This is a genomic window from Aquimarina penaris (assembly GCF_040786285.1).
In the GTDB taxonomy this organism is placed as follows: Bacteria; Bacteroidota; Bacteroidia; order Flavobacteriales; family Flavobacteriaceae; genus Aquimarina.
In genome coordinates this window covers 204,616-226,816 of sequence record NZ_JBFMKQ010000004.1, presented here as the reverse complement: position 1 = coordinate 226,816, position 22,201 = coordinate 204,616, and the positions used below count along the sequence as shown (strand labels likewise).

The window sequence follows — 22,201 nt, the reverse complement described above, 5'->3', positions numbered from 1 at the left end:
AATTGCTTTTAACCGAAAAGGGGTCGATTCTTAGAATCAACCCCTTTTTAATATCGATATTGTATTAGTTAACTCTCATAATACTTGACTAGCTTCAATTTTCTTCTTTAGATAGGGTGCTAATTTTTCATAAATAGGTATAAAAACTTTTGCTTTTATATTTTCTACATCCTGAGGATAGTACACTTTATTCACCTCATATCTTGCACGACCCAGAAGGCCATGCATATGTAACATTTTAAAATCGATTACCTCTTTTATATTTTTTCCTAAATCTTCACACCCAAAAATCCCCGGGGTATTAGGAACCGAAAGTAATATCTGGTTTAAATCCTGGTCATCTTTAGCCACATCATAAAGCACTTGCAATAAAACCTGCTCATATAGATCCCCTGCTCCTAAACTCCAATTAGTTTTCGGTTTTTCCTCTTTAGCAAGAGTACTTAATGAAAATGATTCCTTGGCATCGATTCCTAAAACGAATAACAGGTCATCTATATTTCCCCCTGATCCTCCATAACTCTTAACAAGTTCTTCTATATTTCGCTTTTCCAGATCACTTAAAATTCCATTTACCATATATTCATACCCTAATAATAATAATGCTTCTCTAAGCGCTTTATATTTCTTAGGTTGCTCTTTTTTCATCCTAACAAACACACCTCTGGCAGTTGCAGTACCCATTGCCAAATTAGAAACTAACAATTCTGCCCCAAAAACATTATCAGCTATACGTCGAATTCCACCCGAGCTAAGTTTTTGATCTGACCACTTTAAAAAATCAAATCGATCAGAAAATGTTTCCCCTTTAATGATTTCTCTCATTCTTAACACATGTTTATAGGATAATGCTTCTCCATTAGGTCCTGCAGCTTCATTATCTCCAAAAACCCCTGGCCAATCCATATTGGTACCCCAAACGGGCCTTGGTTTATCCCCATGGCATCGTATACAAGATTCAGGATTTCTATGCAGTTTTGGTTTCTTCTCTGTAAAATCAAATTGCGAAAACTCCCATATGCCACTTTCTTCATTCAATTCTGCACAATCCAATAAATCATGTTTTGGATCATCAGGTTTTGTACTAATATTCATTAAGAAAACACCATCGGGTCCAAATAAGACAATTCTAGGAAATCTTAAGTTCGACTGCCCTTCTCCTTTTGTATGTTCTACTAGAGAAAAATTATTTTTATAGTGGTCGGGCAGCTTATTTAATAATTCTACAATACTATTGATATTATTCTTTTGAATGAAATCCTGAATACCATTAATAGTCATTTTTGGATATCCCTCTTTTGGTGAAAGACTCAAACTATCTAGCTTAATAATCACATCATTCACAGCTGTTGGACAAAGTAGTTTTCCATTAACTTTTCCTCCACTACTTATAAAACTATTCTTTTCTAATTGTACTATTGCTGTCTTTTTTGCGTTAGTTTCGGGGTTACAACTAACTAAAAACAAAAAAATTAACGCTAAACCAAAGTATTTCGAACACAATCTCATTAATCCTATTTTTTTAGCAAAAAAACAGATTTTTATTTAAAAAAACAGCGCTATAATTGCATTTAGCACAAAATGCGTGGTAAAAGTGTATGAGTCAGGAACTATTGAAGTATTATTTACCAGTACAGAAATATGTTTTTTACCGAAATTAGCTCAAACGATTGAGTTCGTAAAATTTGAACATAAAGTCCTAACCAATATTACTTTATGTAAGCACTAAAAAATTTAAGTAAACATTAAAATTGTAAGAAATGAAACACGTATTTAACTTAGCTATTTTCTCAATGTTACTGTTAGCAGTAACAGTCTCTTGTGAAAGTGATGGATTCGATTCAGATGCTTCAGTATCAAAAATTATTGATGCCAATGGTAAAGCAAGCTGCCCTAGTTCACATCCTTATGAAGCATGTGGAGCATGTTGGGTAGACGCAAATCAAGCGCAATCTGGTGGTTGTACCGACACTGGAGGTGGTGACGGTGGTGGAGATAACGGTGGCGGAGATAATGGTGGCAACCAAAACAACGATTGCCCATCTTCTCACCCATATTCGGCTTGTGGTCAATGCTGGACAGATGCAAACCAAGCGCAAGCAGGAGGTTGTAATGAAGATGGAAACGGCGGCGGTGATGGTAATGGTGGTGGCGATGGAAACGGCGGCGGAAACGGTGGTGGTGGAACACCCTGTGGAGAGTATAACTATAACCCTGATAATTTAACCTGCGTGACAGTAGTTGCCAACGGAAGTGGATGTATGAATAGTGACGGTTTATTTGTAAGTTCTAAAGGTGTAGTTAGTAACCCTTGTAATACAAAAGAAGCTGTTTTAGATATTGAAAGAAATTTGGGTATTAATATTAGTGATCAATTCATTGCACAGTGTGGTTATCAAGGAAATGTTCCTTCTATCAACCCAACCATGACTAAAAGTGATTTCCTTATATATATGAAAGCTTTGCTTATAGGTATTAATATCAACGGTAAAACCGGTGATCAATTTGCTATTGAATTTACAGATTTATTGGACACTAATAATGATGGTATTTTAACAAGAAATGAAGCGAGCATGGCTAAAGGTTCTGATCCTCGTCAAGTATTAAATCTTGAGCCTATCTTTACCATTAATGGTGGACTTGCAACAGACGATGTATTGGCATACGTTGGATTATATCTAGGTGATGGTGCATTAGATAAATATGCAGGAGACTTACCTCAGTTGGTTCAAGATAATATGGCAAACTTTACCAGAACATGGCAACCTGGTGTAAACGCTGCATCTAAAAGATATGACTCAAACAATTAGGAAGCCCCATTATTAATTATTCACAACCTTTAGTTGTGTAGTATTGCCCTAAGTAGAGGATAAGGGTTTGGTCATAAAATCACCAAACCCTTATTTCTTTTTATAATTTTATTGAAATTTATAGAATCTTTCTTATAAATTGAAGGCATATAATTTGTACAATGACCAAAAAGAAAAGAATAACATTAAAAGATATAGCTAATGAGTTTAATGTCTCTATTGCTACTGTATCCAAAGCTTTGAATGACAGCTATGAGATCAGTACAAAAACCAAGGCTAAAATTCAGGAGTATGCAAAAGAACACCATTACAAACCCAATAGTATAGCATTAAATCTACAGAATAAAAAAACTAAAACAATAGGGGTTATTATACCCAATATCCTAAATCACTTTTTTACTAAAGTATTTGTTGGTATCGAAAAAACGGCAACCGAAAAAGGATATAATCTTATTACTTGTATCTCAAATGAGTCTTATGAGAAAGAAGTTAGTGCTATGGAGCTTCTTAAAAACTCTGCTTTAGATGGTTTTATTTTATCTATTGCAGAAGAAACACAAGTAAAACAAAATTTTAGTCATTTCCAGAATACGATTAATCAAGGAATTCCTGTGGTAATGTTTGATCGTGTAACCGATGAAATAGAATGCGACAAAGTTATTGTAAATGATAAAGAAGGCGCCTATAATGCGACCAATCATTTTATTGAAACAGGATGTAAAAATATAGCCCTTGTATCCACCATTCATAATCTAAGTGTTGGAAAATTAAGATTAGAGGGCTATAAAAAAGCCCTAACAGAAGCTAATATTCCTATTGATGAGTCATTAGTTCTGAAGGTAGATGAGTTTAATGATATTGATACATTACTAAAAATTCTACTTGGTTCTAATAAAAAGGTTGATGCTATGCTTTGCCTAGAAGAGGATTCTGCTGTGAGCACATTAAGAATGGTTAAATCAAAAGGATATAAAGTTCCTGAAGATATTTCTATTATTGGCTTTACCAATGGAGTATTACCTAGGCATGTTACTCCATCCATTACCACTATAAGTCAACATGGGATTTATTTGGGTGAAACGGCAACAAAGATGCTCATTGAGAAATTAGAAAATGAAAATTCTGAAACTTCGCACACTACAAAAGTGATAAAAACTAACCTCATTGAGCGCGAAACTACAAAACCTCTTCCTTATTAAATATCGTATATAATAAAACTTCATTACCCCTGCGAGAGTTATTTTTAAAAATATAAAGAGTTCCTGCACCCCTGCGAGAGCTATTTTTAAAAATGTAAAGAGCTCCTGCCAATGTACATTCATAGTATTGAATACCCGTTATGCATTTAGGAAAATCATTACAAAAAAAGCGTCAATTCGAGTATTTTGCGTAATGAAATGAAGACAAAATGTATCGAGAATAGCTTTTTTTAACCAATAATCCTATTCTCGATACACTTCTCCTAAAGTCGAAGCACTCGAATTGACGGAGTTTGGCTAAAAAATATCTAAATGCACAATGAGTTATTGAATATGTCTTATGTAGAGGTTTTTTCCTAATGCTGTATACTAAATTTGAAAACACTTCGGTTCTTATAATATTCTCCTGCTTTTAATAAGGCAGATGGGAAATTGGTATGATTTGGAGCATCTGGATAGTTTTGGGTTTCAAAACAGATTGCCGGAAACTTACCATACTTTACTCCCTTCCTAAAATCCCAATCCGGAAACTTTTCTTGTGTATAAATTACTACTGCAGGTTGATTCGTATAGACTTCCATTTTAATACCACTTTCTTTAGCACAAATACTAACTTTCGCTTCTTTTTCTATATCAAAAATAAAGGTATCATCTATACTTCCTTTCTCTTCAAGCTTATCTAGTTTCTGTGAAGTAAGAAAATCATATTTAGTTCCCAAAACAGATTTTATAACTCCTGTTGGTTGTTGTTTATGATCTACTTCCAGGTAATTAGAGCAATTTAATTGTAGGATGTGATCAGTAATCGTATTTGTTCCATTTAGATTATAATATGCATGATTTGTAAGGTTTATAACCGTATCCTGATCAGAAATTGCCTGATACGTAATCTTTAATTCATTATCATTGGTCAATTGATATGTCACTTTTACTCTAAGGTTTCCAGGATACCCTTCTTCTAGATGTTCGCTTAGATACGAAAGAGAGATCGACATTTCATCTTCATCAATATAATCGACGTCCCAAACTCGTTCATCAAAACCATGCCTACCACCATGCAAATGGATTCCATCTTCGTGATACAGTGGATAATCAATATCATTAACCGTTATTTTTTTATTAAAAATCCTACCCGCATATCTACCTATAGAAGCACCAAGAAATCTTGATACTTTGTTTTTCGATTTTTCGATATAATCCTGTAAAGAATCAAAACCAACAACAACATTAACTAATTTTCCATTGGCATCAGGAACTTCTAGACTCATTATGGTAGCTGCAAAATTGGTAATGCGTAATCGCATTCCATTATCATTCTTCAACGATAAAATCAAGAGTTCATTTTGGTTATGAAAACCAGATGATTTTTGTTTTATATTTCTCTTTTTTGTCTTCAATTTCGGGCTTGTTTATTGAACATCATTCCAAAGTTTATCGTATAATCCAGGAGATGATTTAATATATTTTGGATCAGATGTAATTGTTTTCCAACGTTTACTTATCGAATCACTAAGCTGTAATCTTGCATCAATTTTCTTAAAGGTCGGATTATCAAACCACATGCGATGAGAATCCCAATGGCAATTTATATAATGCACAGCTTTTACTACATCTGGATTTTCATCAATAGTTTTAAAGAATGGGATAAACCATTTTTGCCAAGCCTCTTCAGCTTGCTGGGGATTACTTAATTGTGTTTCAATTGTGTTGCCTGTTGTTTTTGCATCGACATCAGAAATTGTTGGAGATGCTTCAGCTATAAATACAGGTTTTCCTTTTTTTCGCGCAAATTCGATCATTTTTTGATCTTCCCAACGGTTAAAAAATGAAAAACCTAACCAGTCTACATAATCATCACCTGGGTACCAAGCTTCTAATTGCCCATCTTCGGGAGACATAAACCCTGTAGATTGCCATACATATGCCGTATTGGTTACTCCTTGGGCTCTTAGCATATCCACCATTCTTTTATATGCTTTTATGGTACTTTCTTGATCATAATGATTCCAAGGATCTCCATCAAACTCATAGGCAATACGCAAAAACACTGGCCTTTTACCTAAAGATAATAAAAAATCTCCTAGTTTACTGATGTATTTGTCATGAGTCCCGTCGGCAACTTTTTCTTCGTGATTTACAAACTGAAGCCCTATTGCTAAAGCCATATTTGCATAATCAGGATCATTTAATTGCAAGGTTGCATTATAATCATGATCTCCCCAATCGTGGGTTTCCCATAAACCATCTAAACCTTCCTGTATTCTTCCGAAAGAATTTTCTCCAGGGTTAATATTAGTATAGGTGGTCCAACCTGCTGGAGTATCAAAATGATCAAGATACCCGTCATTATATTTTTCTAATCCTCCTACGGCTTCTAACTCTTGACCTACAAAAAGCAGTACTTCTCCTTCTTTAGGTTCGAATTTAGCTAGTTTTCTTTTAGGCGTTTCTATCTTGTCTTCATTAACCTCTTCTGAGGTTACTTTCGGTTGTGATTCATTCTTGCATCCTAAAATGCTTAAAACACTTAACACCACGATTACTTTTTTATACATAATCCCTTTTTTAGTTTATTTCCTTGTACTCAAACCAATCAAAATCAGCATGTTTTTTATTGTATGCTAAATCCTGACAACACATCCCCACAAACATTCCTGTAAATGCTGGTCTGTATCGCTCATCTCTATCACGCACATAATCATCTGATAATATACTGGCATCTAATTCATCTCCAATAGGGTGAAAACTATTCTCTTGATCGATACTATAATAAAATTGAAGTATCGTATGATTAAGAACCCCTTTTAAAACAATACGTTCTTGACCCGTAATATCGATTTCTTGCTCTTGCTCTACCATTGCAAAATGATCTGAAGAAATGATTCTTAGCAATTTCTTAGTTCCTTCATCATTAGAAGTCACATGTAGGTAATGATAATGACCCGTATTGTAATAAAATACCACCCCAGCCATTTCTAGAATATTTTTTGGATCAAACTCTATTAAAGTCGATGCTTCTACTTTAAAATGTTGTACTCTTCTGGCTATGAGTGCCTGTGTATGTATAGAAGCTAAGCTCTCTTTTCCTTTTAGTCGAAGAAAACCTTTTCTTTCAGAAAGTGAAACCCAGCTCTCATCTCTAGGAATTCGTAAGGATTGAAAATCAATACTTAGATCTTTAGCATCAAAATCATCTCTTATTGAAGTCTTTTTAAATGGAAATTCTTCTACATCTAATCCCGGAACTTCGAGTCGTGGTAATGTTGATCCGCTTTTTAAATATGGCCAGCCGTCGGACCTCCATTCTATTTCTTCTATGGCAGTTTCACGCCCTAAAATACATCTCCCGTGTTCCGATAATGGTCTACCCACCAAGAACACAAAATACCATCGACCATTTGGGGTTTCTACAAAATCACCGTGTCCTGATTTTTGAAGAGTATGTGATGGATCAGATGCACAAGTAATGATTGCCGTATCTGGATGGATTTCATAGGGCCCGAAAAGAGTTTTTGACCTAGCAATTGATTCTGCATGACCATATTCTGTTCCGCCTTCGGCTAATAACAAATAATAATACCCATCTTTCTTGAAAATATGTGGCCCCTCGGTACACCCCAATGATGTTCCAGGGTGTAAATACTGTACATCGCCTATCAGTTTCTTTTGTTTAGGGTCATACTCTTGCAATTCTATACCTCCAAAAAATTTACCTTTTCTATGATCAACCAACATATTGAGGAAGTATTTCTTTCCATTAGTATCATGAAACATAGATCCATCAAACCCCCTAGAACTTAGATAAATCGGATCTGACCATTCTCCCGTAATATTGGTTGTAGTCACTAGGTAATTAGGAGTGTCTTTCCACACACCATCAAAAGATCGCACATTAGAGTATACCAGATAAAACATCCCATTGTCATAAGACAAACAAGGTGCCCATACTCCACAAGAATCGGGATTACCTTTCATATCTAATTGAGAAACTCTATTAAGTGGTTGAGCAATCACTTTCCAGTTTTTAAGATCTCTAGAGTGGTGTATTTGCACCCCGGGAAACCACTCAAAAGTAGAGGTAGCAATATAGTAATCCTCACCTACTCGTATAATTGACGGATCGGGATTAAAACCTTTTAATATTGGATTATTGATCATACTCATTAATTCGTAATCAAGTCTTTTTCTATTTGCTCCAGGGACTTTCCTTTAGTCTCTGGTAGTATTTTAAGTAAAACAAAGAAGCCAAACAATGCTATTACACCAAAAATCAGGAAACTCATAGCATTACCCAAATTAGCAAGTTCCCAAGGGAATACTTGTTGTACGATCCAGCTTGCAAATGAGTTTACAAACCCAATAAAGCCAATGGCCAATCCTCTATATCTATTGGGATATAATTCTGACAACATTACCCACATCACCGGACCTAATGAAAATGCAAAACATGCGATAAATCCTAAAATACCGATTAGCACCAAAGTAGCATTCATATTTGTAGCCACCTCAAGGATTGCTCCTTCGTTTTTGGCATAGATTTGTGTTCCCAGGATTTCTGTCATCGTGTTTTTAAAATCAACATCATTTTCAAAAATTTTACCCGAAATTGGCATTAGTTTTTGTTGATCAATATCTTCTAGTTGTACTATTTCTTCTTTGGTTAATTGATATGTGGCTTGATTAAATCCGTAGGCACAGAGTAATAGACTAATTGCAATGCCACCAATACCAATCAAAAGTAATGGTCTTCTTCCTAGTCTATCAATTAAAAACATGGCTACAATTGTAAATACAACAGTTGTAAAACTTAATAAAACACCAGATGCAAATGCAGCATTAGTACCAATACCAGTTTGTTTAAAAATAGAGGTCGCATAAAAATAAATAGCATTAATCCCTGTAATTTGTTGTAATACTCCTATAGTTAATCCAACGACAAGTATAAAGCGAATGGCGGGTTTGAATAACTCAGATATAGAAGCATTTTTACTCCCTTTTTCTTTATTGATATTACTAGCTATTGCTTCAGCTTCAATATTGGCTGTAGTTTTTCCGTGCAACTTAACTAACACATTTTTTGCCTCTTCTTCTTTTCCTTTTACAAATAACCAACGTGGGCTTCTGGGGACAAAGAACAATAATATAAAATATAATAGGGCAGGTATTAACTCTATTCCTAACATCCATCGCCATACACTTTCATCGGTAAAAAAACCACCTTCAATATTGTTCAATCCATTCAAATAGTTATTACAAAGAAATGCTCCAAAAAACCCTAATACAATGTTTAATTGTTGTATTGAAACCAGTTTTCCTCTATTTTTTGCTGTTGAAATTTCGGCAATATAAGTAGGTGCTAGTATCAATGCAGCTCCGAAAGCCAGCCCTCCTATCATTCTGGCAATCCAAAGCATATGATATGATATAGCATATGCAGATAATAGAGCCGATAGTGCATACAAAAATGCGACGATCAACAATATTTTTTTTCTTCCAACAAGGTCACTTAATCTACCAGCCAACAACATCGCAATCATGGCAGCAAAAGACGGGCTACTTACTGCCCACCCCAGTTGGCCAACACTTAAATCGAATTGCGGACCGGCATACTCCATAACTCCTGAGATAATCCCTGCATCAAAACCAAATAGGAACCCTCCCAGGGAAACCACGAATGCTATAAAAAGTGTTTTTCTTGACATATTATTTTCTAAAATTAATTAAGCTGTTTTTCTGAAGGAAATTTTAATCCTGTTTGATTTCTTACCTCATCTACTATTTTAATAAGATCAAGGCTATTTTGATGTGACCAGATCTCGCTTTCTATTCTTTGATTTCTGATACAAAGATGACATTCTTCTATCTCGTATGTAAACCCCTTTCCTTTGGTTGGAAATTGATAGTCTACTACGTGATTGTTTTTAATAAGAGAATATGATTGCGTTTCATGCCAGACGGTATTTAATCGAATTCTACCCTCGGTTCCGCTAATTGTTGCTACCATATCTGAAGGAGATACAAAACTACTATGCAATACGGCTTGTGCATTGTCATACTGTAAAATCATGGATGTTTGTTTATCTGCTCCAGACTCATAAAAGTTGGCAGAAGCTAATATTTTATCCGGAATCCCAAGTACTACATAAGCCAAAAACAATGGATACACGCCCATATCTAATAACGATCCTCCTCCTGTATTAATATCAATCATTCTACCCTGAGGGGTTCCTACATTAAAGGCAAAGTCTGCGTTGATATACTTTACCTCTCCTATTTCTTTATTTTTAATCTTTGCTAGGGTTTCTTGAACTGAAGGGTTAAAACGCGTCCAAAAGGCTTCCATAAAAAATTTATGCTGCGTTCTGGAAGTTTCTATCATTTGTACAGCTTCATTATAATGTAGTGCTATTGGTTTCTCGCAGAGCACATGTTTATTCTGTTCTAAAGACTTTATTGTTAAACTGGCATGAGAATCATGTGGTGTAGCAATATAAACAATATCAAGATCCGGATCTGCAATTAATTCATCATAAGACCCATAAATATTCTTGACATTATACTGGTTAGCAAAGCTTTTTGCTTTATCCATGGTTCGAGAACCTACTGCAGTTAATTCTGCATCAGACACCAGAGCAAGATCTTTAGCAAATTGATGCGCTATGTTACCTAGCCCAATGATCCCCCATTTTATTTTTTTATATGCCGTCATTAATTGATTTATTTTTTTACCATAAACGGAATATTACCTCCTCCTGCTTTGCCTTTATTATCGTAGACATACACCAAAATTCGATACTCCCCTTCTTTTGGGGCCAAAAAGGTAAATTTACCTTCTTTATCTAAAAGAACCTCTATATTTATTACCGGCGGCTCTAGTTCTTTTTCGCCTCCTTGACTCCTGGTGATTACTTCTTTTGAAACTACCCATTTATACACTAAGGTATCATTATCTGGTTCTGAAGCAAATACCTGCGCTGTATATTTTTGTTTTGGTTTCAGATATACATTCTCGGTTGCTTTTTTACCATCAAGTAATAAAGAATCAACCCGTGGTGCCTGGTTTTCGGGATATTTCCCAGTCCATAGTTTGGTTAGGTTGTCTATGGTTTCTGTTTGACTTCCGTCTTTATGAAACATCCCGTACCAGGTAGGTGTACGTTCTTGTTTTTGCCCCCATTCGAAGGCAAATCCACCTAAGCATTTACCAGATTTATTATTGATTAGTCCTTTTTGTATTCTATTTAAAATCCCATCTGCTTTGGGGCCACTAATTTCTTCAATTTCTCTATTCCATTCAGTTTTTGGCATTTCCCAAAAGCCCATTGGGCCAAATTCGGTAATCATATATGGTTTTTGAATACCCGTATTCTTCATACGTTCTTCTACATTTTCTAAATCCCCATATACCTGTACCGACACCATATCGATTTGAGGGCAACGTTCTAAGGCTATTTTTAAATGCTCTTTGATAACCCCTGCAAATGTGATAGTAACCGGATGATTGGGATCTTCTTTGTGTATAAAATCTATGATATCGGCCATAGCATCATACACTTTTGGATTTACAGGTCGCAAAGTACCGTTTTCGTTAAATAGCAAATTTAATTCGTTACCCACTACCCAACATAGTACATTAGGATGATTCTTATACCTTTTTATAATGGCTTTTACTTTCTTAAATTGTTCAGCAACCGCTCTTCTATCATTATAATCAAAGCCATAGAGTTCTTTCCCGATACTAATACCCATAGCCACCATGAATCCGTATTTTTCGGCTGCAGCCAGCTCTTGTTCTGCATTTTTTACAGTCCAGGTTCGAAAAGCATTACCTCCAGCTTTATGTAAAGCTTCAAAATCATGACCATCGGCATAATTAATGCCAACACCTTTTATTTCGAATTTTTCTTCGTTTACGAAAAAATTATATTGCCCTTCTACTTCTTTCACCTCAACCATTGAAGGCTTATTATTTTTATTTTCTTTTTTCTGACTTGTTATTATGCAAGAGAAAAAAAGTAGATTAATGAGAGTTAAAAAAATATGTTTTTTCATCATTTAATTACGTTCTTCTATTACTTCACTTGTTGAAAATTTGTAGCGCATATTACGATATACGCAGATGTCGGTTATATCCTCTGGAGTATTTTTAGGGACTGCTCTAAAATTAGATGAAATTCTATCTTTTTTTACTGGCATTACTCGATGCCAACAATGCCCATGTAGGAAAATTACCGTTCCTTTTTTTGGTTTTAAAACTAATTGACCTTCCAGATCTTCATTAGGAATACCCGCTGGTAATATACCTGCTTTATGAGTTTTAGGAAAAATCACTATTTCTCCACCAGTTTCATCTGTAATATCGTGTGTATAGACTAATCTATTAAGATTATACAACTTTTTATCATCGGGTGAACAATCTTGATGCCATGCCTGACCTACACTACCCGCTTTAGAAAACATCATCATACAATACAGATTATTCCAATGTTCCTTTAAAATAAGATCTGTAATAGCATTAAAATGCTTATCATTATTAATCCTGTCAAAATATCGTTTTCCTTCCCTATATGGAAACCATGGGATCACTTCTACAGCAGATTTTGTGATAAACTCATCAGTATGTTCCCAATCGGGGTTAACTCCATAATGATCAAGTATCTTGTCATTATACTCATCCATTAATACCGGGCTGAAAAAGTTTTCAAAAATAATGAAACCATTTTCCCAAAATTCGTCTATTATTAAATCCTCATCCATATCTCTTCCTTTTATAATCAATGATATTATACTTGCATCAATTGTGCGTCTTCCAGAAATTTCTTCAGACCACTATCTGTTAATGGGTGCTTTAGTAACCCTTCTATTGCCGAAAGCGGACCTGTCATAACATCTGCTCCTATTTTGGCACAATTCACCACATGCATCGTATGTCTTACTGATGCTGCAAGAATTTGTGTTTGAAAACCATAGTTATCATATACTCTTCGAATCTCATCAATAAGTAATAAACCATCTGTTGAAATATCATCTAATCTTCCAATAAATGGAGATACATATGTTGCTCCTGCTTTTGCTGCAAGTAATGCTTGTCCGCATGAAAAAACAAGAGTACAATTGGTTTTGATTCCTTTATCTGTGAAATATTTTATGGCTTTTATCCCCTCCTTTATCATAGGTATTTTAACTACAATTTGTGGATGTAATGCCGCCAACTCTTCACCCTCTTTAATCATTTCATCCAAAGTAGTTCCAATAACCTCTGCAGAAACATCTCCTTCTACGACTTCGCAAATATTACGATAGTGATTTAGGATGTTTTCTTTTCCGTTTACGCCTTCTTTTGCCATTAATGACGGATTTGTCGTAACACCATCTAATACGCCAAGTGCTTGTGCTTCTTTTATCTGATCTAAATTTGCTGTATCTATAAAAAACTTCATTTCTTCTAGTTTTATCCTACGAAGTAGGACAATATGGTTATTACTATAAGCACTAATAAAACAGATAGTATAATATCTGATAATGTAATACTTTCTTTATTCTCTAATTTGTGTTCTTTGGTTAATGTCCCGAAGGATAGTCCTGCAATTGCAGCATAGCTTGGTGGGTTCGTAAGTAAACTAACTGTACTACATATGATAACAGAAAAAATAAACATGAAAATTGCCATATGCGCAAAATTTATGGTTGCGAACTGGTGCATGATTCCTGATACATCTTCTTTAAATATCTCTGCAGTGATTCTTAATGCGGCGATTACCAATCCAGAAAACAAGGTTACTATTGCCGCTTTAGAGTTTACTCTCTTCCATAACACACCTAATAAGAACACAGCTGTAATGGGTGGAGCAATATAGGATTGTACACTTTGTAAATACTGATACAAAACGCCTCCTCCAATTTTATTCATGATCGGGATCCAAATTATACCCATAATCACCATAATTACCGTGGCAAGTTTTCCTACGTTAAGTAATCGCTTTTCTGAAGTATATGGCTTAAGCTTCTTGTAGATGTCAATTGTAAAAATTGTAGAGCAGGAGTTAAATACTGATGCCAACGAACTCATTAACGCCGCCATCAGACCTCCTGCCACAAGCCCTTTAAGTCCGACAGGCAATAATGTTTTTACTAGTATCGGAAATACCTCATCGGCTTTTTCATACGTTAATACTCCTTGTTTTGCTAATGCAAATGCTATAATCCCTGGGATAAGAAATATAAAAATGGGTAAAATCTTAAGATAGGCTCCAAATATTGCTCCTCTTCTTCCTATTTTAATATTATTGGCCGCCAATGTACGTTGCACAATATATTGATCGGTACACCAATACCAAATCCCAACAATAGTACCTCCAAATAGTAATCCTGTCCATGGAAAATCAGGATCGTTCATAGATCTCCACATATTGAAATGGTTAGAGCCTACAGTTTCTTTTAATGTATCCCAACCGCCTACTTCATGTAGCCCTAATATGGTAATGATAACAGAACCAGCAATAAGAATGATGGTTTGTAATGTTTCAGTATAAATTACAGCTTTCATCCCTCCTACTACGGTATAAATACCAGTAAAAATTACTATTCCTATGGCACCATACCAGAATGGGATTCCTATTAGTTCTGAAACCACTATTCCTCCTGCATATATGGTTACCGATACTTTAGTTATTACATAGCCCGCCAATGAAAAAACGGATAAGAACCATCTAGATCTACTATCAAATCGTTTCTCAAGAAATTCTGGCATTGTGAAGACTTTGCTTCGCATATAAAAAGGAAGAAACAGCCAACCAAGCACCAATACGATCCATGCATGAAGCTCGTAATGTGCCATTGGCATCCCGGATTCTGCACCAGTCCCGGCTAAGCCTACTACATGTTCAGAACCAATATTAGAGGCAAAGATAGATGCACCTATTACGAACCACCCCACATTTCTACCGGCCAGGAAGTAATCTTCGGTATTTTTGTTTTTTTGAAGAATCACCCATACGGCTACTCCTATTAAGGCTAAAAAATACAACCCTAAAACAATCCAATCCCCAAACTCTAATACTGATTTCATGTGAATATTAGATATATTGGTTGATGATATTTTCGAATAATTCTTGCTTACCGCTTTGTAATTCTAACTCTCCATTTTCTTTAGCAATATTATAAAGCTCGTTTAGATCCAATTTTCCTTCTTCAAATGCTTTACCATTTCCAGAGTCGAAAGAACTATATCTTTTCTCTCTTAAACTATCATATGAGGATGAAGAAATGATTCTTTCTGCTATGGTTAATGCTCGTGCAAATACATCTGCACCTCCTATATGAGCCAGGAAAACATCTTCCATATCGGTAGAGTTTCTTCTCACTTTAGCATCAAAATTGACACCACCCCCTTGTAACCCTCCTGATTTAAGGAATACCAACATCGCTTCGGTAACTTCTGCAATATTGTTTGGAAATTGATCTGTGTCCCAACCATTTTGATAATCACCTCTATTAGCATCTATACTACCTAGCATTCCTGCATCTGCTGCAACTTGTATTTCATGTTGAAAAGTATGTTGTGCCAAGGTAGCGTGATTTACTTCGATATTAATCTTGAAGTCTTTATCAAGACCATGTTCTTTTAGGAAAGCAATGGATGTAGCGGTATCAAAATCATATTGATGCTTCATTGGTTCCATAGGTTTAGGTTCAATAAAAAAAGTTCCTTTAAACCCTTGTCCTCTTGCATAATCTCTTGCTGCTGTTAAGAATGTAGCCATGTGATCCAATTCACGTTTCATATTGGTATTTAGAAGTGACATATATCCTTCTCTACCTCCCCAGAACACATAATTTTCACCATTAAGTACAATTGTGGCATCCAAAGCCAGTTTTACCTGCCCGCCTGCTCTTGCTAAGACATTAAAATCCGGATTAGTAGCTGCACCGTTCATGTAACGTGGGTTCGAAAAGCAATTTGCAGTACCCCAAAGAAGTTTTACGCCGGAAGCTTGTTGTTTTTCTTTGATATAATCAACAATGGCTGATAGTCTTTTTTCTGATTCTGAAAACGTCGTTGCTTCTCTAACCAAATCATAATCATGAAAACAGAAGTAATCAAATCCTATTTTGGTGATAAACTCAAAAGCTGCATCGGCTTTTTGTTTTGCTGCGGTAATTGCATCTTCAGATGTATCCCAGGCAAAGTTAAGTGTTCCTGGCCCAAATGGATCAGCTCCTGTACCACAGAAGGTATGCCAGTATGCAATGGCAAATTTAAAATGTTCTTTCATCGTTTTACCGGCAACCACTTTATTCGCATCGTAGTATTTGAACGCCATTGGATTATCTGAAGCAGCTCCTTCAAACTTTATATCATTAATACCTTTAAAATATTCTTTATTTCCTATCAAAGCCATCTGTACTTTATTTTTCTATAATTCTATTTAATTCTTTTTTCCAATTTTTATATGCTTCTACATAATCATCTTGATTTTGTAGAGGATGATACGTCATCACATGATCATTTTTGGTAATCATGGTACCGAAATCTTTAAATGTGCCATCACTTAGTCCAGCCGCTCGAGCTGCTCCAATAGCACCAGTTGTATTATAAATTTCTATTTCTTGATTGATTAATGTTGCTACAGTATTCGAAAAAATTTCTGAGCGAAACAGGTTATCATTGCCTGCTCGAATTACTTTTATTTCTGTATTATCTTTTTTCAAAATTTCCATTCCGTAGACAAAAGAGAACGCAATTCCTTCTAATGCAGCTCTAAAAATATGTGACCGAGTATGCTTATTTAGATTCAAATTACAAATATGAGTACCTATCGTTTGGTTATCAAACATTCGCTCTGCACCATTTCCAAAAGGAATCAGTTGCAAGTTATTTGAACCCACCGGGACTTTTGATGCATGAGAATTCATGGTTTGATAGGAGTTCGTTTCAAGATTAAGGTTATTCTTTAACCATCTGTATTGAATTCCGGCTCCATTAATACACAAAAGTTTTCCTATACTAGCTTTTTCTCTGGTATGATTAACGTGCGCAAAATTGTTGAGTTTCACTCCTTCTTTTGCAAAAAGACTATCTGTTACAGCATAGATAACACCAGACGTGCCTCCTGTAGCTGCTACTTCTCCGGGATTAAATACATTAAGCGATAATGCATTATTGGGTTGATCCCCAGCTCTATATAGGATAGGTATTCCTTCTTTAAGTCCACTTTCTTCGGCTCCCTTTACCGACAACTCACTTTGGTGCGAAAACGTAGGAACTATTTCGGGTATAAGGTTTGGATCAATATCATAATACTCTAATAACCAACGTGCAGGTTGATCATCTTTGAAATCCCAAAGCGTACCTTCTGAAAGCCCTGATTTTGTAGTGTTGGCAACTCCTGTAAATTTATATGCGATATAATCTCCAGGTAATAAAAACTTATCAATCCTTTTATAATTTTCGGGTTCATTATCTCTTACCCACTTCAGTTTTGATCCTGTAAAGTTTGCCGGTGAGTTGAGCAAAGTTGTCATGCATCTTGCTTCGCCTATATTTATAAAAGCTTTATTTCCTATTTCTACTGCTCTACTATCACACCAGATGATAGAATTTCTAATCAATTCTCCTTTTTCATCTAATAGCACTAAACCATGCATTTGGTATGAAATCCCTATTCCTTTTATTTGATCCTTATTAACAGCATTTTCTCTAAGAATTCGTTTCGAAGCCTTACACACGTATTCCCACCAAAACTCTGGATTTTGCTCTGCCCATTCTTTATGAATTGAGATAATATCCATTTCTTCTTGAGGTTCATTTACAGAAGCAATTGATTTACCCGTTTCGGCATGAATCAAAGCAGCTTTTATAGAGGAACTTCCTATGTCAAAACCTATGTAATACATTATATGAATTTTTGTATGGGACAAAATTTCAACTTATTTAGCAGAGACGAAACTTCTATCCATCAAATCACCGAAAATCTACCTTTAGAATTTTCGTAATTAGTTATAATAATTTCTTTTTTAAACTTGTAAATAAGATTAGAAAAGGAGTCGTTTCTAGAGAACAAGAGAAAAAACTCCCTTCCTTAATCAATCAAAAACTAGCTTGTTATTCAAATATAAAATGGGGTATTTCTATTTTTTTTGATGCACCCTGATATAGTCTACTAATAAAAAAGCAGGATAATCAGTGGCTAAAGGTGATGCGTCGGGTAGGTTCCCTCCTACTGAAAGATTCATTATCAAGTAAAACTCATCATTAAAAGGGTACGGTTGACCATTAGTTTGGGATGGTGTAATTGAGTGATATTCTACATCATTTACTAACCAAGTAATTTTATTTTCTTCCCAAATAATAGAAAACACATAATATGTTTTGTTATAATTTTCATCTGGGGCTGGATATTCTTTAGAGTTAAATCTACGGCTATTAAAATCACTTCCGTAGTGGGCGGTTCCAAAAACTTCAGTAGGCTTTTCACCTAAATACTCCATGATATCAATTTCTCCGCCATTAGGCCACCAAGCTCCTGGATTAGTAATTGTATAATTATGATTTAAAAGCCATAAAGCTACCCATGTTCCTCTGGGAGAGGGCATACTTGCTCTTATATCCACTCGACCATATTGAAACTCAAATTTATTGTCTGTATTAATTCTGGAAGAAGAATAACTAGATCCTCCTTCACTTCTTGCTGCAATAACTAAATTACCTTCTTCAAAAAACAAATTCTCGGCATTATTGGTATAGGATTGTAATTCTTCATTACCCCATCCACATAGGTTTGGGCACCCATCTCCTATATTAAAAGACCACTTTTGCAATGACAATTCGTTATCATTAAATTCATCACTCCAAACCATATCATAACCATCATATGATGTAGGTGCATCAAATCCAGAAGTAGGAATAACAACTCCTGTTGGACAACTATCACAGCTGCTTCCACCACAATCTATACCCGTCTCATTACCGTTTTGAATGCCATCGGTACATGTGGCGGCTACTGGATTTGGTGTTCCAGAACCTCCATCATCACTCGATGAGCAAGATGCGATCAAAAGCATTCCTAGTATAATGAATATGTATATATATGTTCTTTCTTTAATCATTGTTATAGCATTACATTAAGGGAGAAGAATTTCTTCTCCCTTTTATTTATTTTTTATTTAAAAGGTACAAAATCCTTTACAAAGAATTCTCCTGATTCTCCATGACCACTTCCACCTACACGTAATGTAAATATTGTGTATGAAGTATTGCTTGGCAACAGTGTTCCTGATCCTGCAGCCGCCGCATTAGTACCATCAAATTCTAGCGTGATCCATTTATCAAAATCAGCTTCAGCTACTGTTTCTGTAATCACCGTCCAACGGTTAAAGAAATCAGGATTATCATCATGTAAGATTAAATCTACAGTTGGAGTTAATGATCCTGAAAAATCATTTGTAGAAGGGATAAATACATCTATTTTGAACTTATGATATTCTGAAAAATCAATTACTTCCTCTTGAGGCTGAAATTTTAAATCCTCAAAACCACCAAAAGGTCCATTTTCTGGTCGCACTATTCTAGCCACCCCGTTAATACTACCTGCAGGGTCCGCTACTCCATATGCTATATTTACTCCTTGACTATATGCACTACCATCTGCATTTGTAGTTCTAGGTTCTAAATTTAACCCAGACGATGCATCACCAGCTTCAAATGTGAAGTATCTTGGTAATCCGCTAGACGATAAGGCATCAGCTCGAGGGGTGCCTGGTTGTACTAAACTAGTAGTTGGAAGGAAATCTCTAAGATAGAATATTGCCGGAATCTGGTGATTCGACCCTCCAATTCTAATTGCAATAGTATTATAAATTGTTGCTGCTGCCAGTGCAGCACCGCCATCAAAACCAACGGTAACCCAAGAATCAAAATCTGCTGGATCAACTACTGCATTTAAAACAGTCCAGGTCTCCCAAAACATTGGGTTTGTAGAATCTAATAAAATGATCTCGACCATCGGTACCAGGCTAGCATCATACCCATTATCAGAAGGCATAAAAACATCTAATGTAAATTTATTGTACGATGAAAAATCTATAGTTGAAGAAAACGTTTCAAACTTAAAATCCGAAAAACCATCAGCAACATTTCCTTCAGGACGAGTATATCTTCCTACTATCTCATCTAAACCTGTTGGATCTGGAACACCGAAATCTAAAATAACACTGTTATCCGCCGGTAACTCTAAATTTACTGAAGAGTCCTCTAACTCGAATGAATGAAAATATGGTAATCCGGCATTTACTAAAGCATCAAACCTTGGTGTAGCTTCGGGGCACACATTACTGCAAGGTCCTCCGCAATCTACTCCTTCTTCTCCCTGATTTTGAATACCATCCTCACAACTTGGGCAATCTATACCGCTTCCCCCACCACAATCTATACCATCCTCATCAAGATTTTGGATACCATCATTATGAGAAGGCAAAATGGATTGCAATCCGAAATCTGTATCTTCGGTACAAGAAAAAGCACCTATGAAAAGACCTAGAGTCATTACTAACACTCCTGCTTTTCTAAACGATTTTATATTAATTATTTTTTTCATTTTTTTAAGCTTACTATTATTAATAACCAGGATTTTGCTCTAACATCCCTTGAGGGTATGTATCTATTTCTTGCTGAGGGATCGGTAATAATAAATCTCTAGGAGCATTAAAACCAAACTTACCAACCGCATTTAATGCATTTTTGATCACTCCGCCCCCATCGGCCTTTTCCCAACGTACCAGATCAGTAAATCGGTTCCATCCTTCTGTAGCTAATTCTCTACGTCTTTCATCTCTAACCCCTTGCATAGTATATGCAGGAATAGCGGGGTTACCTGCCCCATATGCTCTTTCTACAATCAAATTAAAGGAATCTGAGCCATTACCTCCGCCACCCATAATGGATGCTTCGGCATGTATTAGTAATACATCTGCATATCGAATCACTTTTTCATTTAAAGGAGATTGAAACTCGGTGGTTAGCTCTTGTACTTCTTCAAACGTTAAAAAATACTTTCTTACTCCTGTATTAACTCCTATAGCATACCCAAAATCGTTAGGAACAGGATCCCATCCTAATGCAGCTAAGCCAGGAGAGTTTGTACTTTGCCCAGGAAGTAAAAATGTAGCAGCTTTTCTTTGGTCACTATCATCAAAAAAGTCAACCAAATCTTGTCTGGGAATAAAATTATTGAAAGAATTATAGCCCGTTAGGAAAGGGAAACTCCATTTCCACATTCCGGAGCCATCTTGTGCTTGAGGAACATTGTTAAAATCAACGGTAGAAAAACCATCAACATAATTAATTTCAAACACAGACTCTGCCCCGAACTCGGTGGTCTGAAGAAAATTATTTCTAAAATCAGACTCTAACACATACACTCCTTGATTGATCACTTGCTGTGCAGCATCAACTGCTTCAGTCCATTTCTCTTGATACAAGAATACTTTGGAAAGCAATGCTAAAGCAGCACCTGATGTTGCCGAACCTTGTACTCGTTCGCCTCCTTTAAGCGGCAATATAGCTGCGGCACTTTTTAAATCATTTTCTATAAAAGTATACACGTCTGCTTCAGAAGATCTGGGTTTAAATTGTTCTTGATCTGCAGAAATTATGGGTTCATCAAAAAGAGGAACTCCTCCAAAAAGACGTACTAACTCGAAATAATACAATCCTCTTAAAAATTTAGATTCGGCTATGATTTGATCTTGTAATCCAGAGGTTTCAAAATTGCCAAACTCTTCTGCGGTTTTTATAGTAAAATTAGCTCTTGCAATTCCTTGATACCATTTACTCCATACCGAAGCTACAGATGCCAAAGTCGGTGTAATAGTATTAAATTGATCATACTGTGCACCTGGTTGCCAGAAAGCAGCCGATTGAGAATGTAGGTCATCTGCTCTTACTCCTTGTTGCATTAAAGGAAAAGTTTGACTTCCTGCAACATTTTGCCATTGCAAGGCATCATAAGCACCATTAAGACTAAATACTACATCTTCTTCTGTATTAAAAGCTGTATCCAGAACAATTTCGGTTATGGGTTCTTTATCTAATATGTCATCAGAACAAGAAGGAAATAATACCACCCCACTAAGAAGCAACATAAAAATTTGTGTTACCCTTTTTGTTTCTATATAATTAAATACTTTCATTGT

The 22,201-nt window shown here is 35.6% G+C and carries 17 protein-coding genes; 2 read left to right on the top strand and 15 right to left on the bottom strand.

Annotation, left to right across the window (positions count from 1 at the left end):
- Nucleotides 1-75: 75 nt before the first annotated feature.
- On the bottom strand, nucleotides 76-1,509 hold the full coding sequence (locus tag ABW637_RS17965; protein ID WP_367586108.1) for a hypothetical protein: 1,434 nt from the start codon (nucleotides 1,507-1,509) through the stop codon (nucleotides 76-78).
- A gap of 251 nt (nucleotides 1,510-1,760) precedes the next feature.
- On the opposite strand from ABW637_RS17965, the gene ABW637_RS17960 reads away from it, so the two are divergent.
- A complete protein-coding gene (locus ABW637_RS17960; RefSeq protein ID WP_367586107.1) occupies nucleotides 1,761-2,810 on the top strand; it encodes a hypothetical protein in 1,050 nt (349 codons plus the stop codon).
- Between the two features lie 161 nt (nucleotides 2,811-2,971).
- Nucleotides 2,972-4,009: a LacI family DNA-binding transcriptional regulator gene (locus ABW637_RS17955; RefSeq protein ID WP_367586106.1), complete on the top strand. Its 1,038-nt coding sequence runs from the start codon at nucleotides 2,972-2,974 to the stop codon at nucleotides 4,007-4,009.
- Nucleotides 4,010-4,365: 356 nt separating this feature from the next.
- Here the strand turns inward: ABW637_RS17955 and ABW637_RS17950 are convergent, their stop codons facing one another.
- From ABW637_RS17950 to ABW637_RS17885, 14 genes are all read right to left on the bottom strand, one after another.
- A complete protein-coding gene (locus ABW637_RS17950) occupies nucleotides 4,366-5,406 on the bottom strand; it encodes an aldose epimerase family protein (RefSeq protein WP_367586105.1) in 1,041 nt (346 codons plus the stop codon).
- A gap of 12 nt (nucleotides 5,407-5,418) precedes the next feature.
- On the bottom strand, nucleotides 5,419-6,564 hold the full coding sequence (locus ABW637_RS17945) for a glycoside hydrolase family 26 protein (protein ID WP_367586104.1): 1,146 nt from the start codon (nucleotides 6,562-6,564) through the stop codon (nucleotides 5,419-5,421).
- A gap of 10 nt (nucleotides 6,565-6,574) precedes the next feature.
- Entirely contained in the window at nucleotides 6,575-8,173 is a 1,599-nt protein-coding gene (locus ABW637_RS17940) for a glycoside hydrolase family 43 protein (protein ID WP_367586103.1), read from the bottom strand.
- Nucleotides 8,173-9,711 carry a sugar porter family MFS transporter gene (locus tag ABW637_RS17935; protein WP_367586102.1) on the bottom strand — a complete coding sequence of 513 codons (1,539 nt, stop codon included), beginning with the start codon at nucleotides 9,709-9,711 and terminating at the stop codon, nucleotides 8,173-8,175. The genes ABW637_RS17940 and ABW637_RS17935 overlap by 1 nt, the downstream gene beginning before the upstream one ends.
- 14 nt (nucleotides 9,712-9,725) lie before the next feature.
- The gene (locus ABW637_RS17930) at nucleotides 9,726-10,718 is read right to left on the bottom strand and encodes a Gfo/Idh/MocA family protein (RefSeq protein ID WP_367586101.1); all 993 of its coding nucleotides are present in this window, start codon (nucleotides 10,716-10,718) and stop codon (nucleotides 9,726-9,728) included.
- Nucleotides 10,719-10,726: 8 nt separating this feature from the next.
- Complete coding sequence (locus tag ABW637_RS17925; protein WP_367586100.1) at nucleotides 10,727-12,064, bottom strand: glycoside hydrolase family 2 TIM barrel-domain containing protein; 1,338 nt, start codon at nucleotides 12,062-12,064, stop codon at nucleotides 10,727-10,729.
- Nucleotides 12,065-12,766, bottom strand: coding sequence for a phytanoyl-CoA dioxygenase family protein (locus ABW637_RS17920; RefSeq protein WP_367586099.1), 702 nt, complete (start codon nucleotides 12,764-12,766; stop codon nucleotides 12,065-12,067).
- Between the two features lie 26 nt (nucleotides 12,767-12,792).
- A complete protein-coding gene (gene fsa, locus ABW637_RS17915) occupies nucleotides 12,793-13,449 on the bottom strand; it encodes a fructose-6-phosphate aldolase (RefSeq protein WP_367586098.1) in 657 nt (218 codons plus the stop codon).
- An 11-nt stretch (nucleotides 13,450-13,460) separates the two neighbouring features.
- Nucleotides 13,461-15,077, bottom strand: a complete 1,617-nt coding sequence (locus tag ABW637_RS17910; RefSeq protein WP_367586097.1) for a sodium:solute symporter — start codon at nucleotides 15,075-15,077, stop codon at nucleotides 13,461-13,463.
- A gap of 7 nt (nucleotides 15,078-15,084) precedes the next feature.
- Nucleotides 15,085-16,410, bottom strand: coding sequence for a xylose isomerase (gene xylA, locus ABW637_RS17905; RefSeq protein ID WP_367586096.1), 1,326 nt, complete (start codon nucleotides 16,408-16,410; stop codon nucleotides 15,085-15,087).
- Between the two features lie 7 nt (nucleotides 16,411-16,417).
- Complete coding sequence (locus ABW637_RS17900; RefSeq protein WP_367586095.1) at nucleotides 16,418-17,905, bottom strand: xylulokinase; 1,488 nt, start codon at nucleotides 17,903-17,905, stop codon at nucleotides 16,418-16,420.
- Between the two features lie 234 nt (nucleotides 17,906-18,139).
- On the bottom strand, nucleotides 18,140-19,117 hold the full coding sequence (locus ABW637_RS17895; RefSeq protein ID WP_367586094.1) for a glycoside hydrolase family 16 protein: 978 nt from the start codon (nucleotides 19,115-19,117) through the stop codon (nucleotides 18,140-18,142).
- 53 nt (nucleotides 19,118-19,170) lie between these two features.
- Nucleotides 19,171-20,604: a hypothetical protein gene (locus tag ABW637_RS17890; protein WP_367586093.1), complete on the bottom strand. Its 1,434-nt coding sequence runs from the start codon at nucleotides 20,602-20,604 to the stop codon at nucleotides 19,171-19,173.
- A gap of 19 nt (nucleotides 20,605-20,623) precedes the next feature.
- Nucleotides 20,624-22,198: a RagB/SusD family nutrient uptake outer membrane protein gene (locus ABW637_RS17885; protein WP_367586092.1), complete on the bottom strand. Its 1,575-nt coding sequence runs from the start codon at nucleotides 22,196-22,198 to the stop codon at nucleotides 20,624-20,626.
- Between the last annotated feature and the right edge of the window lie 3 nt (nucleotides 22,199-22,201).

Coding starts and splice junctions, on each gene's coding strand:
- ABW637_RS17965 (WP_367586108.1), bottom strand. CDS start 1,509: ATGAGATTGTGTTCGAAATACTTTGGTTTAGCGTTAATTTTTTTGTTT.
- ABW637_RS17960 (WP_367586107.1), top strand. CDS start 1,761: ATGAAACACGTATTTAACTTAGCTATTTTCTCAATGTTACTGTTAGCA.
- ABW637_RS17955 (WP_367586106.1), top strand. CDS start 2,972: ATGACCAAAAAGAAAAGAATAACATTAAAAGATATAGCTAATGAGTTT.
- ABW637_RS17945 (WP_367586104.1), bottom strand. CDS start 6,564: ATGTATAAAAAAGTAATCGTGGTGTTAAGTGTTTTAAGCATTTTAGGA.
- ABW637_RS17940 (WP_367586103.1), bottom strand. CDS start 8,173: ATGAGTATGATCAATAATCCAATATTAAAAGGTTTTAATCCCGATCCG.
- ABW637_RS17935 (WP_367586102.1), bottom strand. CDS start 9,711: ATGTCAAGAAAAACACTTTTTATAGCATTCGTGGTTTCCCTGGGAGGG.
- ABW637_RS17930 (WP_367586101.1), bottom strand. CDS start 10,718: ATGACGGCATATAAAAAAATAAAATGGGGGATCATTGGGCTAGGTAAC.
- ABW637_RS17925 (WP_367586100.1), bottom strand. CDS start 12,064: ATGATGAAAAAACATATTTTTTTAACTCTCATTAATCTACTTTTTTTC.
- ABW637_RS17920 (WP_367586099.1), bottom strand. CDS start 12,766: ATGGATGAGGATTTAATAATAGACGAATTTTGGGAAAATGGTTTCATT.
- fsa (WP_367586098.1), bottom strand. CDS start 13,449: ATGAAGTTTTTTATAGATACAGCAAATTTAGATCAGATAAAAGAAGCA.
- ABW637_RS17910 (WP_367586097.1), bottom strand. CDS start 15,077: ATGAAATCAGTATTAGAGTTTGGGGATTGGATTGTTTTAGGGTTGTAT.
- xylA (WP_367586096.1), bottom strand. CDS start 16,410: ATGGCTTTGATAGGAAATAAAGAATATTTTAAAGGTATTAATGATATA.
- ABW637_RS17900 (WP_367586095.1), bottom strand. CDS start 17,905: ATGTATTACATAGGTTTTGACATAGGAAGTTCCTCTATAAAAGCTGCT.
- ABW637_RS17895 (WP_367586094.1), bottom strand. CDS start 19,117: ATGATTAAAGAAAGAACATATATATACATATTCATTATACTAGGAATG.
- ABW637_RS17890 (WP_367586093.1), bottom strand. CDS start 20,604: ATGAAAAAAATAATTAATATAAAATCGTTTAGAAAAGCAGGAGTGTTA.
- ABW637_RS17885 (WP_367586092.1), bottom strand. CDS start 22,198: ATGAAAGTATTTAATTATATAGAAACAAAAAGGGTAACACAAATTTTT.